10 protein-coding genes, 1 tRNA gene, 3 rRNA genes and 1 other annotated feature are annotated in these 17830 nt (G+C 52.9%); of the genes, 6 read left to right on the top strand and 8 right to left on the bottom strand.

Annotation, left to right across the window (positions count from 1 at the left end; translation table 11 throughout):
- Positions 1–9: 9 nt before the first annotated feature.
- From pat to HVX72_RS05605, 3 genes are all read left to right on the top strand, one after another.
- A complete protein-coding gene (pat, locus tag HVX72_RS05615; protein WP_042291716.1) occupies positions 10–2670 on the top strand; it encodes a protein lysine acetyltransferase in 2661 nt (886 codons plus the stop codon).
- Between the two features lie 113 nt (positions 2671–2783).
- Positions 2784–4139 carry a CDP-diacylglycerol--serine O-phosphatidyltransferase gene (gene pssA, locus HVX72_RS05610; RefSeq protein WP_181823245.1) on the top strand — a complete coding sequence of 452 codons (1356 nt, stop codon included), beginning with the start codon at positions 2784–2786 and terminating at the stop codon, positions 4137–4139.
- A gap of 43 nt (positions 4140–4182) precedes the next feature.
- On the top strand, positions 4183–4506 hold the full coding sequence (locus HVX72_RS05605) for a YfiM family lipoprotein (RefSeq protein WP_181822731.1): 324 nt from the start codon (positions 4183–4185) through the stop codon (positions 4504–4506).
- Here HVX72_RS05605 and kgtP read toward each other — a convergent pair.
- The 8 genes from kgtP to rluD all read right to left on the bottom strand — a co-directional run bounded on the left by kgtP (position 4503) and on the right by rluD (position 16119).
- The gene (gene kgtP, locus HVX72_RS05600; RefSeq protein ID WP_181822730.1) at positions 4503–5801 is read right to left on the bottom strand and encodes an alpha-ketoglutarate permease; all 1299 of its coding nucleotides are present in this window, start codon (positions 5799–5801) and stop codon (positions 4503–4505) included. The genes HVX72_RS05605 and kgtP overlap by 4 nt on opposite strands.
- A 334-nt stretch (positions 5802–6135) precedes the next feature.
- Positions 6136–6251, bottom strand: a 5S ribosomal RNA gene (rrf, locus tag HVX72_RS05595).
- A 127-nt stretch (positions 6252–6378) separates the two neighbouring features.
- A 23S ribosomal RNA gene (locus HVX72_RS05590) occupies positions 6379–9283 on the bottom strand.
- Positions 9284–9467: 184 nt separating this feature from the next.
- A tRNA-Glu gene (locus tag HVX72_RS05585) sits at positions 9468–9543 on the bottom strand.
- Between the two features lie 171 nt (positions 9544–9714).
- A 16S ribosomal RNA gene (locus HVX72_RS05580) occupies positions 9715–11256 on the bottom strand.
- Together the 16S, 23S and 5S rRNA genes with 1 tRNA gene alongside form the textbook arrangement of a ribosomal RNA operon.
- Positions 11257–11707: 451 nt before the next feature.
- Positions 11708–14281: an ATP-dependent chaperone ClpB gene (clpB, locus tag HVX72_RS05575; RefSeq protein WP_042288239.1), complete on the bottom strand. Its 2574-nt coding sequence runs from the start codon at positions 14279–14281 to the stop codon at positions 11708–11710.
- A gap of 129 nt (positions 14282–14410) precedes the next feature.
- Positions 14411–15142: a purine nucleoside phosphorylase YfiH gene (gene yfiH / locus HVX72_RS05570; RefSeq protein WP_181822729.1), complete on the bottom strand. Its 732-nt coding sequence runs from the start codon at positions 15140–15142 to the stop codon at positions 14411–14413.
- On the bottom strand, positions 15139–16119 hold the full coding sequence (rluD, locus tag HVX72_RS05565) for a 23S rRNA pseudouridine(1911/1915/1917) synthase RluD (RefSeq protein WP_042288245.1): 981 nt from the start codon (positions 16117–16119) through the stop codon (positions 15139–15141). Before rluD ends, yfiH begins: the two co-directional genes overlap by 4 nt.
- Before the next feature lie 132 nt (positions 16120–16251).
- On the opposite strand from rluD, the gene bamD reads away from it, so the two are divergent.
- The 3 genes from bamD to pheL all read left to right on the top strand — a co-directional run bounded on the left by bamD (position 16252) and on the right by pheL (position 17751).
- On the top strand, positions 16252–16989 hold the full coding sequence (gene bamD / locus HVX72_RS05560; protein ID WP_012906713.1) for an outer membrane protein assembly factor BamD: 738 nt from the start codon (positions 16252–16254) through the stop codon (positions 16987–16989).
- A 272-nt stretch (positions 16990–17261) separates the two neighbouring features.
- On the top strand, positions 17262–17600 hold the full coding sequence (gene raiA / locus HVX72_RS05555) for a ribosome-associated translation inhibitor RaiA (RefSeq protein WP_042288251.1): 339 nt from the start codon (positions 17262–17264) through the stop codon (positions 17598–17600).
- 102 nt (positions 17601–17702) lie between these two features.
- Positions 17703–17827 (top strand) — a sequence feature (Phe leader region).
- The gene (gene pheL / locus HVX72_RS22090) at positions 17704–17751 is read left to right on the top strand and encodes a pheA operon leader peptide PheL (protein WP_187375663.1); all 48 of its coding nucleotides are present in this window, start codon (positions 17704–17706) and stop codon (positions 17749–17751) included. Its footprint overlaps the feature before it by 48 nt.
- Positions 17828–17830 lie beyond the last annotated feature (3 nt).

Below are 17830 nucleotides of genomic sequence, written 5' to 3'. Positions count from 1 at the left end.
GAAACCGATATGAGTCAGCGAGGGCTGGAAGCGCTACTGCGACCCAAATCGATAGCCGTGATTGGCGCATCGATGAAACCCAACCGGGCGGGTTACCTGATGATGCGCAATCTGTTGGCAGGCGGCTTTAACGGCCCGGTTCTTCCCGTCACGCCCGCCTGGAAAGCGGTATTAGGCGTACTGGCCTGGCCGAACGTCGACAGTCTGCCTTTTACGCCTGACCTCGCCGTATTGTGCACCAATGCCAGCCGCAATCTGGCGCTGCTGGAAGCGCTGGGAGAAAAGGGCTGTAAAACCTGTATTATTCTTTCCGCCCCCGCGTCTTTACATGCTGAATTATTGTCCTGTGCCGCGCGCTATAAAATGCGTCTGCTTGGCCCTAACAGCCTTGGGCTGCTCGCGCCCTGGCAAGGGCTCAATGCCAGCTTTTCTCCGGTACCGATTAAACGCGGTAAGCTGGCGTTTATCTCCCAGTCCGCTGCGGTGTCGAACACTATTCTCGATTGGGCGCAGCAGCGCGAAATGGGCTTTTCCTACTTTATTGCACTTGGCGATAGCCTCGACATTGATGTCGACGAATTGCTTGACTATCTCTCCCGTGACAGTAAAACGAGCGCCATTCTGCTTTATCTGGAACACTTAAGCGATGCCAGACGATTTGTCTCTGCCGCCCGCAGCGCCTCGCGCAATAAACCGATTCTGGTGATCAAAAGCGGTCGCAGCCCGGCTGCCCAGCGTTTATTACAGACCAGCGCCGGAATGGACCCTGCCTGGGATGCCGCTATTCAGCGCGCAGGCTTGCTGCGCGTGCAGGATACTCACGAACTGTTTTCTGCGGTAGAAACGCTGAGTCATATGCGTCCTTTGCGCGGCGACAGGCTAATGATTATCAGCAATGGCGCAGCGCCGGCGGCGCTGGCGTTGGATGAACTTTGGTCGCGTAACGGCAAACTGGCCACGCTGAGTGAAGAGACGTGCCAGAAGCTACGCGATCTTCTCCCTGCGCACGTTGAAGTAGCTAACCCGTTGGATCTTCGCGATGATGCCAGCATTGCGCATTACACTAAAACGCTGGAATGCCTGCTCGCCAGTCAGGATTTTGACGCGTTGATGGTTATACACTCCCCCAGCGCCACCGCGCCGGGTACCGAGACCGCTCAGGCGCTGATAGAAACCGTTAGCCACCATCCGCGCGGCAAGTTTGTTTCGTTGTTAACCAACTGGTGCGGAGAGTTTTCCTCTCAGGAAGCCCGACGGTTATTTAGCGAAGCCGGACTGCCAACCTATCGCACCCCGGAAGGCACCATTACCGCGTTTATGCATATGGTGGAATACCGGCGAAACCAGAAACAATTGCGGGAAACGCCCGCGTTGCCCAGCAATCTCACCGCCAATACGACGCAAGCCCATGACCTGCTTCAGCAGGCGATTCACGAGGGTGCGACATCATTAGATACTCATGAAGTTCAGCCCATTCTTCAAGCTTATGGGTTGCATACGCTTCCCACCTGGATTGCCAGCGACAGCGCCGAAGCAGTGCATATCGCCGAGCAGATTGGCTACCCGGTCGCACTCAAGCTGCGTTCGCCGGATATTCCCCATAAATCAGAAGTACAGGGGGTCATGCTGTATCTGCGCACGGCGAATGAGGTTCAGCAGGCAGCCAATGCCATCTTTGATCGGGTAAAAATGGCCTGGCCGCAAGCGCGCATACACGGTCTGCTGGTGCAAAGCATGGCAAACCGCGCGGGCGCGCAGGAGTTGCGCGTGGTCGTGGAGCACGATCCGGTGTTTGGCCCATTGATTATGTTGGGCGAAGGCGGCGTGGAGTGGCACCCTGAAGAACAGGCTGTCGTTGCGCTTCCGCCGCTGAACATGAATCTGGCGCGTTACCTGGTTATTCAGGGAATAAAAAGTAAGAAGATCCGCGGGCGTAGCGCTTTGCGTCCGCTGGATGTGGCGGGTCTGAGCCAGTTACTGGTGCAGGTGTCGAACCTGATTGTCGACTGCCCGGAGATCCAGCGACTGGATATCCATCCGCTGCTGGCCTCAGCTGGAGAGTTTACCGCGCTGGATGTCACTCTGGATATCGCGCCCTTTGAAGGTGATAACGAAAGTCGCCTTGCCGTGCGTCCCTATCCTCATCAATTAGAAGAATGGGTCGAGATGAAAAATGGCGAGCGCTGCCTGTTCCGACCTATCCTGCCGGAGGATGAGCCTCATCTTCAGCAGTTCATTTCCCAGGTCACCAAAGAAGATCTTTATTACCGCTATTTTAGTGAGATCAATGAATTTACCCACGAAGATTTAGCTAACATGACGCAGATCGACTACGATCGGGAAATGGCATTTGTCGCAGTGAGACGCGTTGAGCAAACGGAAGAAATTCTCGGCGTCACCCGCGCGATTTCCGATCCGGATAACGTTGATGCGGAATTTGCCGTCCTGGTGCGTTCCGATCTCAAAGGGTTAGGATTAGGTCGTCGATTGCTGGAAAAATTAATTACCTATACCCGGGATCACGGACTCAGACGGCTGAATGGGATTACGATGCCTAACAATCGCGGCATGGTGGCGCTGGCTCGTAAGCTCGGTTTCCACGTGGATATCCAGCTTGAAGAGGGTATCGTTGGGCTAACGCTTGAGCTTGCGCCGCCCGAGGAATCGTGAGTAAGGTACTGGAAATGTTGACCACTTTAACGGGGACGGTGTTATCATTGCCCGCTTATGTCGTCTGCATAGCACAGAGGACCCTTCAATGAACAGAGAAGAAATGCACTGTGATGTTGTCAAAATTTAAGCGTAATAAACATCAACAACACCTTGCCCAACTACCGAAGATTTCTCAATCAGTTGATGATGTCGATTTCTTTTATGCTCCTGCCAGGTTCAGGGAGACTCTGCTGGAGAAAATAGCCGGCGCGAAGCAACGCATTTGCATCATCGCCCTGTATCTGGAACAGGATGACGGTGGCAAAGGCATCCTCAACGCGCTTTATGAGGCGAAACGGCAGCGGCCGGAACTCGACGTTCGGGTGCTTGTCGACTGGCATCGTGCGCAACGTGGACGAATCGGCGCGGCGGCATCGAATACCAATGCCGACTGGTACTGCCGGATGGCACATGAAAACCCCGGCGTCGACGTACCGGTCTACGGCGTTCCCATCAACACTCGTGAAGCCCTTGGCGTTCTCCATTTCAAAGGCTTTATCATTGATGACAGCGTGCTGTACAGCGGCGCTAGCCTGAACGACGTCTACCTGCATCAGCATGATAAATATCGTTATGATCGCTATCACCTGATCCGTAACGCCAAAATGGCTGACATCATGTTCGAATGGGTCACCCAGAACCTGATGCAGGGTCGTGGCGTTAATCGACTGGATGATACTCAACGTCCAAAAAGTCCGGAAATCAAAAATGATATTCGTCTGTATCGCCAGGAGTTACGCGATGCGGCCTACCATTTTCAGGGCGATGCGAACAACGATCAGCTTTCCGTGACGCCATTAGTAGGCCTGGGTAAATCCAGCCTGCTCAATAAAACCATCTTTCATTTGATGCCGTGCACGGAACATAAGCTTACGATTTGCACGCCTTACTTCAACCTGCCAGCGATTCTGGTGCGCAACATTATTCAGTTGCTGCGTGAAGGTAAAAAGGTGGAGATCATCGTCGGAGATAAAACCGCCAACGATTTTTATATTCCGGAAAACGAGCCGTTTAAAATTATCGGCGCTCTGCCCTATCTCTACGAGATTAACCTGCGGCGTTTCCTGAGCCGTCTGCAATACTATGTGAATACCGATCAGCTCGTCGTCCGTCTGTGGAAAGACGATGATAATTCTTATCATCTCAAAGGCATGTGGGTGGATGACAACTGGATGTTGCTTACCGGGAATAACCTCAATCCACGCGCCTGGCGTCTGGATCTGGAAAATGCGATCCTGATTCACGATCCTCAGCAAGAACTGGCGGCGCAAAGAGAAAGAGAACTGGATCTGATCCGTACGCATACTACGATCGTTAAACATTATCGCGACCTTCAAAGCATCGCTGATTATCCGGTCAAAGTCCGTAAACTTATTCGCCGACTTCGCCGGATTCGGATCGACAGGCTTATTAGTCGTATTCTGTAATCAAAACCCCGTCCTGTACGGGGTTTTCTGTATGGAGGTGCCGGTGCGTATACTTCTTGTTCTGAGCGTCTTTGTTCTTTCGGGATGTAGCCATCTGGCTCAGGACAGCTGGCACGGGCAGGATAAGGCTCAGCATTTTATCGCCTCCGCGATGCTTTCAGCCGCAGGTAACGAATATGCGCATCATCAGGGTATGAGCCGCGATCGCAGCGCCGCATTTGGTTTGATGTTTTCGCTCAGCCTTGGCGCGTCAAAAGAACTGTGGGACAGCCGCCCTGAAGGGAGCGGCTGGAGCTGGAAAGATTTCGCCTGGGATGTCGCCGGGGCAACCACTGGCTATGCCGTCTGGCAACTGGCGCATAACTAAAGGCGTAGCCCTTTACCCTTGCGGTGCAGCATCAGCGAAACTAAAAACGCGACGATCGCCATCACTGTGACATACCAGAAGAAAGAGGTTTCCATGCCGACAGACTTCAGCGACAGCGCGACGTATTCCGCGGAACCACCAAACAGCGCATTCGCCACCGCATAGGAAAGACCAACACCCAGTGCGCGAACCTGCGCCGGAAACATTTCGGCCTTCAGAATCCCACTGATTGAAGTGTAGAAGCTGACAATTAGCAATGCGCACATGACCAACCCAAAGGCTGCGTAAGGCGATGTCACGTTCTGTAGCGCGGTTAAAATGGGTACGGTAAACAGTGTCGCCAGCGCGCCAAAACACAGCATCGAGGTACGTCGACCAATTTTATCAGACAGGGCGCCAAACAACGGCTGAACAAGCATGTATACAAACAGAGCGGCAGTCATAATTCCGCTGGCCACGTTGGCATGCATCCCGGCGGTATTCACCAGATACTTTTGCATGTAAGTCGTGAAGGTATAGAAACAGAGGGAACCCGCGGCGGTGAATCCAAGCACCATGATAAATGCTCTGCGGTTTCGCCATAGTCCTTTCAGCGAGCCTGCTTCTTTCAGAGCTCGGGTTTCCTGCTTTGACGTTTCGTCAAGCTGACGACGCAGCCAGAGCGCGACCACGGCCAGTACTGCGCCTAACGCAAAGGGTATACGCCACCCCCACTCTCTGAGCGCTGCATCCTCCATGGTGTGCTGTAAGACTACTACAACCAGCAGCGCCAGCAATTGCCCACCAATCAGCGTCACATACTGAAACGAGGCATAAAAACCTTTTCGTCCTTCTACAGCGACTTCACTCATATAGGTTGCGCTGGTGCCATATTCTCCACCAACAGACAGCCCCTGAAACAGACGGGCAAGCAGTAACAGCGCTGGCGCCCATGTGCCGATGGTTTCATAACCGGGCAGACAGGCGATCACCAGCGATCCCATACACATCATACACACCGATAACAGCATGGATTTTTTTCGCCCATGTTTATCGGCTATCCGACCGAACAGCCAGCCGCCAATAGGGCGCATTAAAAAGCCTGCGGCAAAAACGCCTGCGGTCTGGAGAAGTTGAGTTGTGGTGTTACCCGAGGGGAAGAAGATGTGCGCAAAGTAGAGGGAACAAAAGGAATAGACGTAGAAATCAAACCATTCAACCAGATTCCCGGATGAGGCACCGACAATTGCCCATACGCGGCGACGGGTATCACTGTCGGTCAGTGACCCGTTCACAGTTACACTGCTTTCTGTCATTAGAATTGTACTCCTGCCAAAGATCTGATTGTGATCATCAGTTGTGTTTGCTGTCATTTTGGTAAATGAAATGTTATTCAATTGTTATATATTATTATGTGACAAGGGTCGAGGATTTAATTAGCAGTAGAAGGAATTCAGAGGAAGCTCAGTGTGTAAGGGGGGTACAGAACCCGACTTTTACCATAGCCTGACGGCAATCGGTCTGCAGAACAGTTGGTCAACTTAGGCGCCAGAAGGATGCTTGTTCGCGGCGGATGGCGCTGCGCTGAGATGGCCTGTACCAGAAACGCAAAAAGCCCATCCGTCAGGATGGGCTTTTCACTTGTTTGATGCCTGGCAGTTCCCTACTCTCGCATGGGGAGACCCCACACTACCATCGGCGCTACGGCGTTTCACTTCTGAGTTCGGCATGGGGTCAGGTGGGACCACCGCGCTACGGCCGCCAGGCAAATTCTTTGTGCTCTGTACGCAATACTTTATCGCATCAGCGGCGCTGGCTGCGTAAACTATTGCGTACTTAACTCTGAATCTAAGCTGAAAATCTCTCAATCCGCCAAAACATCTTCGGCGTTGTAAGGTTAAGCCTCACGGTTCATTAGTACCGGTTAGCTCAACGCATCGCTGCGCTTACACACCCGGCCTATCAACGTCGTCGTCTTCAACGTTCCTTCAGGACTCTCAAGGAGTCAGGGAGAACTCATCTCGGGGCAAGTTTCGTGCTTAGATGCTTTCAGCACTTATCTCTTCCGCATTTAGCTACCGGGCAGTGCCATTGGCATGACAACCCGAACACCAGTGATGCGTCCACTCCGGTCCTCTCGTACTAGGAGCAGCCCCCCTCAGTTCTCCAGCGCCCACGGCAGATAGGGACCGAACTGTCTCACGACGTTCTAAACCCAGCTCGCGTACCACTTTAAATGGCGAACAGCCATACCCTTGGGACCTACTTCAGCCCCAGGATGTGATGAGCCGACATCGAGGTGCCAAACACCGCCGTCGATATGAACTCTTGGGCGGTATCAGCCTGTTATCCCCGGAGTACCTTTTATCCGTTGAGCGATGGCCCTTCCATTCAGAACCACCGGATCACTATGACCTGCTTTCGCACCTGCTCGCGCCGTCACGCTCGCAGTCAAGCTGGCTTATGCCATTGCACTAACCTCCTGATGTCCGACCAGGATTAGCCAACCTTCGTGCTCCTCCGTTACTCTTTAGGAGGAGACCGCCCCAGTCAAACTACCCACCAGACACTGTCCGCAACCCGGATTACGGGCCCACGTTAGAACACCAGCCATTAAAGGGTGGTATTTCAAGGGCGGCTCCACGCAGACTGGCGTCCACGCTTCAAAGCCTCCCACCTATCCTACACATCAAGGACCAGTGTTCAGTGTCAAGCTATAGTAAAGGTTCACGGGGTCTTTCCGTCTTGCCGCGGGTACACTGCATCTTCACAGCGAGTTCAATTTCACTGAGTCTCGGGTGGAGACAGCCTGGCCATCATTACGCCATTCGTGCAGGTCGGAACTTACCCGACAAGGAATTTCGCTACCTTAGGACCGTTATAGTTACGGCCGCCGTTTACCGGGGCTTCGATCAAGAGCTTCTCCTTACGGATAACCCCATCAATTAACCTTCCGGCACCGGGCAGGCGTCACACCGTATACGTCCACTTTCGTGTTTGCACAGTGCTGTGTTTTTAATAAACAGTTGCAGCCAGCTGGTATCTTCGACTGATTTCAGCTCCATGAGTAAATCACTTCACCTACATATCAGCGTGCCTTCTCCCGAAGTTACGGCACCATTTTGCCTAGTTCCTTCACCCGAGTTCTCTCAAGCGCCTTGGTATTCTCTACCTGACCACCTGTGTCGGTTTGGGGTACGATTTCGTGTTACCTGATGCTTAGAGGCTTTTCCTGGAAGCAGGGCATTTGTCACTTCAGCACCGTAGTGCCTCGTCATCACGCCTCAGTGTTAAAGTGAACCGGATTTACCTGGAACACACACCTACACGCTTAAACCGGGACAACCGTCGCCCGGCCGACATAGCCTTCTCCGTCCCCCCTTCGCAGTAACACCAAGTACAGGAATATTAACCTGTTTCCCATCGACTACGCCTTTCGGCCTCGCCTTAGGGGTCGACTCACCCTGCCCCGATTAACGTTGGACAGGAACCCTTGGTCTTCCGGCGAGCGGGCTTTTCACCCGCTTTATCGTTACTTATGTCAGCATTCGCACTTCTGATACCTCCAGCATGCCTCACGACACACCTTCAACGGCTTACAGAACGCTCCCCTACCCAACAACACATAGTGTCGCTGCCGCAGCTTCGGTGCATGGTTTAGCCCCGTTACATCTTCCGCGCAGGCCGACTCGACCAGTGAGCTATTACGCTTTCTTTAAATGATGGCTGCTTCTAAGCCAACATCCTGGCTGTCTGAGCCTTCCCACATCGTTTCCCACTTAACCATGACTTTGGGACCTTAGCTGGCGGTCTGGGTTGTTTCCCTCTTCACGACGGACGTTAGCACCCGCCGTGTGTCTCCCGTGATAACATTCTCCGGTATTCGCAGTTTGCATCGGGTTGGTAAGCCGGGATGGCCCCCTAGCCGAAACAGTGCTCTACCCCCGGAGATGAGTTCACGAGGCGCTACCTAAATAGCTTTCGGGGAGAACCAGCTATCTCCCGGTTTGATTGGCCTTTCACCCCCAGCCACAGGTCATCCGCTAATTTTTCAACATTAGTCGGTTCGGTCCTCCAGTTAGTGTTACCCAACCTTCAACCTGCCCATGGCTAGATCACCGGGTTTCGGGTCTATACCCTGCAACTTAACGCCCAGTTAAGACTCGGTTTCCCTGCGGCTCCCCTATTCGGTTAACCTTGCTACAGAATATAAGTCGCTGACCCATTATACAAAAGGTACGCAGTCACCCCATAAAGAGGCTCCCACTGCTTGTACGTACACGGTTTCAGGTTCTTTTTCACTCCCCTCGCCGGGGTTCTTTTCGCCTTTCCCTCACGGTACTGGTTCACTATCGGTCAGTCAGGAGTATTTAGCCTTGGAGGATGGTCCCCCCATATTCAGACAGGATACCACGTGTCCCGCCCTACTCATCGAGCTCACAACCGGTGTGGTTTTGTGTACGGGGCTGTCACCCTGTATCGCGTGCCTTTCCAGACACTTCCACTACCACACTGGCTGATTCAGGCTCTGGGCTGCTCCCCGTTCGCTCGCCGCTACTGGGGGAATCTCGGTTGATTTCTTTTCCTCGGGGTACTTAGATGTTTCAGTTCCCCCGGTTCGCCTCGTTAACCTATGTATTCAGTTAACGATAGTGTGACGAGTCACACTGGGTTTCCCCATTCGGACATCGCCGGGTCAAAGGTTCATATCACCTCGCCGACGCTTTTCGCAGATTAGCACGTCCTTCATCGCCTCTGACTGCCAGGGCATCCACCGTGTACGCTTGGTCGCTTAACCTCACAACCCGAAGATGTTTCACTTCTGATTGCGATAATTGAGAGACTCACGAACAACTTTCGTTGTTCTGTGTTTCAATTTTCAGCTTGTTCCAGATTTTTAAAGAGCAAATATCTCAAACATGACTCGCAAGTCAGTTTTGAGATATAACGGCCGGCGACTTTCACTCACACAAACCAGCAAGTGGCGTCCCCTAGGGGATTCGAACCCCTGTTACCGCCGTGAAAGGGCGGTGTCCTGGGCCTCTAGACGAAGGGGACACGAAAATTGCTTATCACGCGCTGCGTGATATTTTCGTGTAGGGTGAGCTTTCATTAACAGAAAGCGAGCGGCCTTATTTCATTCAGCCTCACTCCCAACGCGTAAACGCCTTGCTTCTCTACATCTATCAGACAATCTGTGTGAGCACTACAAAGGCAGGTTCTTTAAGGTAAGGAGGTGATCCAACCGCAGGTTCCCCTACGGTTACCTTGTTACGACTTCACCCCAGTCATGAATCACAAAGTGGTAAGCGCCCTCCCGAAGGTTAAGCTACCTACTTCTTTTGCAACCCACTCCCATGGTGTGACGGGCGGTGTGTACAAGGCCCGGGAACGTATTCACCGTGGCATTCTGATCCACGATTACTAGCGATTCCGACTTCATGGAGTCGAGTTGCAGACTCCAATCCGGACTACGACATACTTTATGAGGTCCGCTTGCTCTCGCGAGGTCGCTTCTCTTTGTATATGCCATTGTAGCACGTGTGTAGCCCTGGTCGTAAGGGCCATGATGACTTGACGTCATCCCCACCTTCCTCCAGTTTATCACTGGCAGTCTCCTTTGAGTTCCCGGCCGGACCGCTGGCAACAAAGGATAAGGGTTGCGCTCGTTGCGGGACTTAACCCAACATTTCACAACACGAGCTGACGACAGCCATGCAGCACCTGTCTCACGGTTCCCGAAGGCACAACCGCATCTCTGCAGTCTTCCGTGGATGTCAAGACCAGGTAAGGTTCTTCGCGTTGCATCGAATTAAACCACATGCTCCACCGCTTGTGCGGGCCCCCGTCAATTCATTTGAGTTTTAACCTTGCGGCCGTACTCCCCAGGCGGTCTACTTAACGCGTTAGCTCCGGAAGCCACGCCTCAAGGGCACAGCCTCCAAGTAGACATCGTTTACGGCGTGGACTACCAGGGTATCTAATCCTGTTTGCTCCCCACGCTTTCGCACCTGAGCGTCAGTCTTCGTCCAGGGGGCCGCCTTCGCCACCGGTATTCCTCCAGATCTCTACGCATTTCACCGCTACACCTGGAATTCTACCCCCCTCTACGAGACTCAAGCCTGCCAGTTTCGAATGCAGTTCCCAGGTTGAGCCCGGGGATTTCACATCCGACTTGACAGACCGCCTGCGTGCGCTTTACGCCCAGTAATTCCGATTAACGCTTGCACCCTCCGTATTACCGCGGCTGCTGGCACGGAGTTAGCCGGTGCTTCTTCTGCGGGTAACGTCAATGACTGCGGTTATTAACCACAATCCCTTCCTCCCCGCTGAAAGTACTTTACAACCCGAAGGCCTTCTTCATACACGCGGCATGGCTGCATCAGGCTTGCGCCCATTGTGCAATATTCCCCACTGCTGCCTCCCGTAGGAGTCTGGACCGTGTCTCAGTTCCAGTGTGGCTGGTCATCCTCTCAGACCAGCTAGGGATCGTCGCCTTGGTGAGCCGTTACCTCACCAACAAGCTAATCCCATCTGGGCACATCCGGTGGCAAGAGGCCCGAAGGTCCCCCTCTTTGGTCTTGCGACGTTATGCGGTATTAGCTACCGTTTCCAGTAGTTATCCCCCTCCACCGGGCAGTTTCCCAGACATTACTCACCCGTCCGCCACTCGTCAGCGAAGCAGCAAGCTGCTTCCTGTTACCGTTCGACTTGCATGTGTTAGGCCTGCCGCCAGCGTTCAATCTGAGCCATGATCAAACTCTTCAATTTAAGTTTGATGCTCGTGAATTAAACTTCGTAATGAATTACGTGTTCACTCTTCGAGACTTGGTATTCATTTTTCGTCTTGCGACGTTAAGAATCCATGTCACTTTGAGTGCCCACACAGATTGTCTGATAAATTGTTAAAGAGCAGTGCCGCTTCGCTTTTTCTCAGCGGCGCGGGGTGTGCATAATACGCTTTCCCGCTTGAGAGTCAAGCATTTATTTTTGCTTTTCTCCGTGAGGTTCTGGTCTGAACCCCGCTGACCCGGCGGCTTGCGTGCCGTTGTTCCGTGTCAGTGGTGGCGCATTATAGGGAGTAATTCTGAAGCTGCAAGGAGAAAGTGAAAATTATTTACTAACCGCTCACTTTCCAGGCAAATCATTCCGCAAACCTGAATTTTCGCCTGGTTTTTAAACAAAAACGAGCCGCAAGCGGCCCGTTTTTGTATTTTGTGACTTACTGCACTGCCACGATCCGATCGCCATTCGCTTCCAGACGAATGGTTTTGCCTGGAATTAACTCGCCGGACAGAATCTGCTGAGCCAGCGGGTTTTCGATCTGTTGCTGAATAGCGCGTTTCAACGGACGTGCGCCATACACCGGATCATAACCATTTGCGCTAAGCAGCTTCAGGGCGTCATCAGAGATATGGATTTCATATCCACGCTCTTCCAGACGTTTATACAGACGCTGCAGCTGGATTTTAGCAATCGAGGCAATATGCTGTTCACCCAGCGGATGGAATACCACCACCTCATCGATACGGTTAATAAATTCCGGACGGAAGTTATGGCTCACCACGCCCAGCACCATTTCTTTCATATGGCTGTAGTCCAGATCGCCGAAGCGTTCCTGAATCAGATCGGAACCCAGGTTAGAGGTCATAATGACAACCGTATTGCGGAAGTCGACCGTTCTCCCCTGCCCGTCAGTCAGACGTCCATCGTCCAGAACCTGCAACAGAATGTTAAATACATCCGGATGCGCTTTTTCCACTTCGTCTAACAAGATGACGGAGTAAGGACGACGGCGAACCGCTTCGGTCAGATACCCGCCCTCTTCATATCCGACATATCCCGGAGGCGCACCGACCAGGCGAGACACTGAGTGTTTCTCCATAAACTCGGACATATCGATACGCACCATCGCGTCGTCGCTATCAAACATAAAGTTCGCCAGCGCTTTGCAAAGTTCGGTTTTACCCACCCCGGTTGGCCCGAGGAACAGGAAAGAGCCAATAGGACGATTCGGATCCGCCAGCCCCGCGCGGCTACGGCGAATAGCATTCGATACCGCTTCTACCGCTTCGTTCTGACCAATAACGCGGCTGTGTAGCTCCTGTTCCATTCTCAACAGTTTTTCGCGCTCGCCCTCCAGCATTCTCGCAACAGGAATACCGGTCCAGCGCGCCAGCACTTCGGCAATTTCCGCATCTGTCACTTTATTACGCAGCAGACGCATCGTTTTGCCTTCAGACTGGGTGGCCGCCTCAAGCTGTTTTTCCAGCTCCGGAATTTTGCCATACTGCAGTTCAGACATCCGCGCCAGATCGCCCACGCGACGCGCCTGCTCAATCGCGATCTTCGCCTGCTCTAACTCAGCTTTAATCGTCTGGGTTCCGGAAAGCGAGGCTTTTTCCGCCTTCCATTCCTCTTCCAGCTCAGAATACTGGCGCTCTTTGTCTTCCAGTTCTTCATTAAGCATGTCGAGACGTTTCTTGCTCGCTTCATCAGACTCTTTCATCAGCGCCTGCTGTTCCAGTTTGAGCTGGATGATACGGCGGTCGAGTCTGTCGAGTTCCTCCGGTTTGGAGTCAATTTGCATACGAATGCTGGAAGCCGCTTCATCGATCAGGTCGATGGCTTTATCCGGTAACTGACGATCGGCAATATAACGGTGTGACAATGTCGCCGCCGCCACGATAGCCGGGTCAGTGATCTGCACATGGTGGTGCAGTTCATAACGCTCTTTCAGACCACGGAGGATCGCGATGGTGTCTTCAACGCTAGGCTCTGCAACAAACACCTTCTGGAAACGACGCTCCAGCGCGGCATCTTTTTCAATGTACTGACGGTATTCATCAAGCGTGGTTGCCCCCACGCAGTGCAGTTCACCACGCGCCAGCGCAGGTTTCAGCATGTTCCCGGCATCCATTGCGCCGTCCGCCTTACCCGCGCCAACCATGGTGTGTAGTTCGTCGATAAACAGAATGACGTTGCCTTCCTGTTTCGCGAGATCGTTCAATACGCCTTTTAAACGTTCTTCAAATTCACCGCGGTATTTCGCCCCTGCCACCAGCGCGCCCATATCCAGCGCCAGTACGCGACGACCTTTTAATCCCTCCGGCACTTCGCCGTTAATGATCCGCTGCGCCAGTCCTTCCACAATTGCGGTTTTACCGACGCCCGGCTCACCAATCAAAACCGGGTTGTTTTTGGTACGACGTTGCAGTACCTGAATGGTACGGCGAATTTCTTCATCACGACCGATCACCGGATCGAGCTTGCCCTGTTCGGCGCGCTCGGTCAGATCGACCGTGTATTTTTTCAAGGCCTGACGTTGGTCTTCCGCCCCTTGATCGTTCACGCTTTCACCTCCGCGCATCTGTTCAATTGCCTGAGTGATATTGGCGGTTGTTGCGCCAGCCGATTTCAATAAATCGGGCAGTGTGCCGCGAGACTCAAGCGCCGCCAGAACGAACAGTTCCGACGAAATAAAGTTATCGCCCCGTTTTTGCGCCAGCTTGTCGCAAAGGTTAAGGACGCGCACCAGATCCTGCGACGGTTGCACGTCGCCGCCGGTGCCTTCCACCTGCGGTAAACGGCTCAGTGCTTCATCGATGGCGGTGCGTAACTGCCCTGCGTTAATACCCGCAGACGTTAATAAAGGACGAACCGAGCCCCCTTCCTGATTCAGCAAGGCGCTCATTAAATGTAAAGGTTCGATGAATTGGTTGTCGTGCCCCAGTGCGAGCGACTGGGCATCGGCAAGAGCAAGCTGGAATTTGTTGGTAAGACGATCCAGACGCATAACTCCTCCCATAACAGGTCAAATTTGCTACTGGAGATTAAATGAGGTCATCCCTCAATTATTCAAGGTTAATGACCTGAATTATGTGAAAAGAAAATTACGCGTACCGGATCGTCTTGATTCTTTAGGTTATATCAGCCAAATAAAACTTGCCATACGCCCCGTGGTCTTGTCGCGACGATAAGAGAAGAAAGTCTCATTTTCACTAAAAGTACAGCGATTGCCGCCGAATATTTGCTCAACGCCGACATTTGCCAGCCGTTGACGGGCAAGCTGATAAATATTCGCCAGATATTTTTCGCCATGCGGCGCAAAGGCTTCGTGCGCACGCGCGTCCTTAATACAAAACGCCTCACGCACCTCAGCCCCCACTTCAAAGGCTGTCGGGCCGATGGCCGGACCCAGCCACGCCATAATATTTTCAGGTTTATCCGCAAAGCAGGCGAGCGTTTCTTCCAGCACCCCTGCACATAATCCGCGCCAGCCCGCATGGGCCGCCGCGACTTCTGTTCCTGCCCGGTTGCAAAACAGTACCGGCAGGCAATCTGCCGTCATTACCGCACATACCGCGCCCGGCGTGTTGCTGTATGAGGCATCCGCACGTCTGGATGCGTAAGGGCCACCAGTCAGTTTCAGCACATCCTTACCATGAACCTGTTCCAGCCAGACGGGCATTGAAGGCAAATTGCCCGCAGCAAACAGCCGATTACGGTTCTCTTCAACATGCGTCGGGTTGTCGCCACAGTGGGCGCCCAGGTTCATCGCATCATAAGGCGGTAAACTTACCCCGCCGATACGGGTCGAACTGCATGCCGCCACGCCTTCCGGCAGTGGCCACTGCGGGACAATGAGCATACTCATAACCAGGCCACGTCATCCTTATGTTCTTCAAAATCCGCGCGCATGGCGTCGATAAGCTCAACCATATCCTGCGGAATTGGCGCATGCCATTCCATTTCGATACCGGAGATGGGGTGATACAAGCGCAGCATAGTGGCATGCAGCGCCTGGCGATCGAACTTGCGCAACGTGGAGATAAACGCCTCCGAGGCGCCTTTCGGCGGACGCGGGCGACCGCCGTATACCGGGTCGCCCACCAGCGGATGGGTAATGTGGGCCATGTGCACGCGGATCTGATGGGTACGCCCGGTTTCCAGACGCAACCTAAGACGCGTGTGCACACGGAAGTGTTCCATGATGCGATAGTGCGTGACCGCCGGTTTTCCCATCGGATGCACCGCCATGTGGGTACGTTTGGTCGGGTGACGGCTGATAGGCTCTTCCACCGTGCCGCCCGCGGTCATATGACCGATAGCGACGGCTTCGTATTCACGGGTGATCTCGCGCAGCTGAAGCGCCTCAACCAGACGCGTTTGCGCCGGAACGGTTTTCGCCACCACCATCAGACCGGTAGTGTCTTTATCCAGACGGTGGACAATACCCGCGCGCGGCACGTCGGCAATCGGCGGGTAGTAATGCAGCAAGGCGTTTAATACGGTGCCATCGGGATTCCCGGCCCCCGGATGCACGACCAGATCGCGAGGTTTGTTAATAACAATGATGTCATCGTCTTCATAAACGATATCCAGTGGGATATCCTGAGGCTCAAAGCGGATTTCTTCATCGATCTCCGCGTCGATAGCGACCTGTTCACCGCCTAAGACTTTTTCTTTCGGTTTGTCGCAAATTTTACCGTTGACCAGCACGCGCCGATCGAGAATCCATTCTTTTATGCGCGAACGTGAATAATCCGGGAACATTTCGGCCAAAGCCTGATCTAAGCGTTGACCGAGTTGATTTTCGGATACCGTTGCGGTGAGTTGTACTCGTTGTGCCATATACAGCTTCTTTGTTTAACGTTGGGTTTTACGGCTTTGCCGTTTAATATAGTGTGCTATTGTAGCTGGTCTTAACCGGGAGCAGGAACAGAGAATCTCCCGCAAAAACATTTTGAGGAAAGTCAAAACGTCATGACGCGCATGAAATATCTGGTGGCAGCAGCCACGTTGAGCCTGTTTTTGGCGGGTTGCTCTGGTTCAAAGGAAGAGGTGCCCGATAATCCGCCTAATGAAATCTACGCGACTGCTCAGCAAAAGCTGCAGGACGGTAACTGGAAACAGGCAATAACGCAATTAGAAGCGTTGGATAACCGCTATCCATTCGGCCCGTATTCCCAGCAGGTGCAGTTGGATCTCATCTACGCCTACTACAAAAACGCCGATCTGCCGCTGGCTCAGGCCGCTATCGATCGCTTTATCCGCCTGAATCCGACACATCCCAATATTGATTATGTCATGTATATGCGTGGCCTGACCAATATGGCGTTAGATGACAGCGCGCTACAGGGCTTCTTCGGCGTCGATCGCAGTGACCGCGACCCGCAGCACGCACGCGCTGCGTTTAATGACTTTTCCAAACTGGTGCGCGGCTACCCGAACAGCCAGTACACCACAGACGCCACTAAACGTCTCGTGTTCCTGAAAGATCGTCTGGCGAAATACGAATATTCCGTGGCGGAATACTACACCAAACGTGGCGCATGGGTCGCCGTGGTGAACCGTGTGGAAGGTATGCTGCGTGATTTCCCGGATACCCAGGCCACACGCGACGCTCTGCCGCTAATGGAAAACGCCTACCGCGAAATGCAGATGACGACCCAGGCTGAGAAAGTGGCAAAAATCATTGCCGCCAACAGCAGCAACACCTGAACTGCGATTTCGCAAGCAAAACGGCAGCCCTTGGGCTGCCGTTTTTTTATTCGTTTCGCATCACGTCAGGCCCGTTTTCCCGGTAACCTAACTCATCAACTATGGCCCGCTTTTCCCCTTTCCTCAAGTGAAATATCACCTTCTCCTGCGATGCCTCACAAAAAGGCTTCCTTGACAAAAAGTGACAAAATAATGTGATTCAAATCACACATTTTGACATTAGGAACGGTATGCTGAAATCACCAAGACGGGAAAGACAAGAGGTAAAATTTATGACAATGAACATTACCAGTAAACAAATGGAAATTACTCCGGCAATTCGCCAACATGTCGCAGACCGTCTCGCCAAACTGGAAAAATGGCAAACACACCTGATTAACCCACATATCATTCTGTCCAAGGAGCCACAGGGTTTCACCGCTGATGCCACCATCAATACACCAAACGGACATCTGGTCGCCAGCGCAAAACATGAAGATATGTATACCGCGATTAACGATTTGATCAACAAGCTGGAACGGCAGCTCAATAAAGTGCAGCACAAAGGCGAAGCGCGTCGCGCAACCGCGTCAGTTAAAGACGCAAACTTCGCTGAAGCAGACGAAGAATAGTCCCTTACATTGAGTGTATCGCCAACGCGCCTTCGGGCGCGTTTTTTGTTGACAGCATGAAAACAGTGCGGGTACTTTACTAGCGTCACTTAAGGAAACTGATATGCAACTTACGCCGTTCTTCTTCGCCTTCTTTTTTACCTTCCCCTGAACGGGAGGCTTTCGTCGTGTGAAAAAGAATGCGAAGACGAATAACAAGGCCTCCCACTCCGGGGGGCCTTTTTTATTGA

It is taken from the genome of Citrobacter sp. RHB21-C05 (assembly GCF_013889015.1).
Lineage (GTDB): Bacteria > Pseudomonadota > Gammaproteobacteria > Enterobacterales > Enterobacteriaceae > Citrobacter_A > Citrobacter_A sedlakii.
This window is presented reverse-complemented; position numbering and strand designations above follow the sequence as displayed.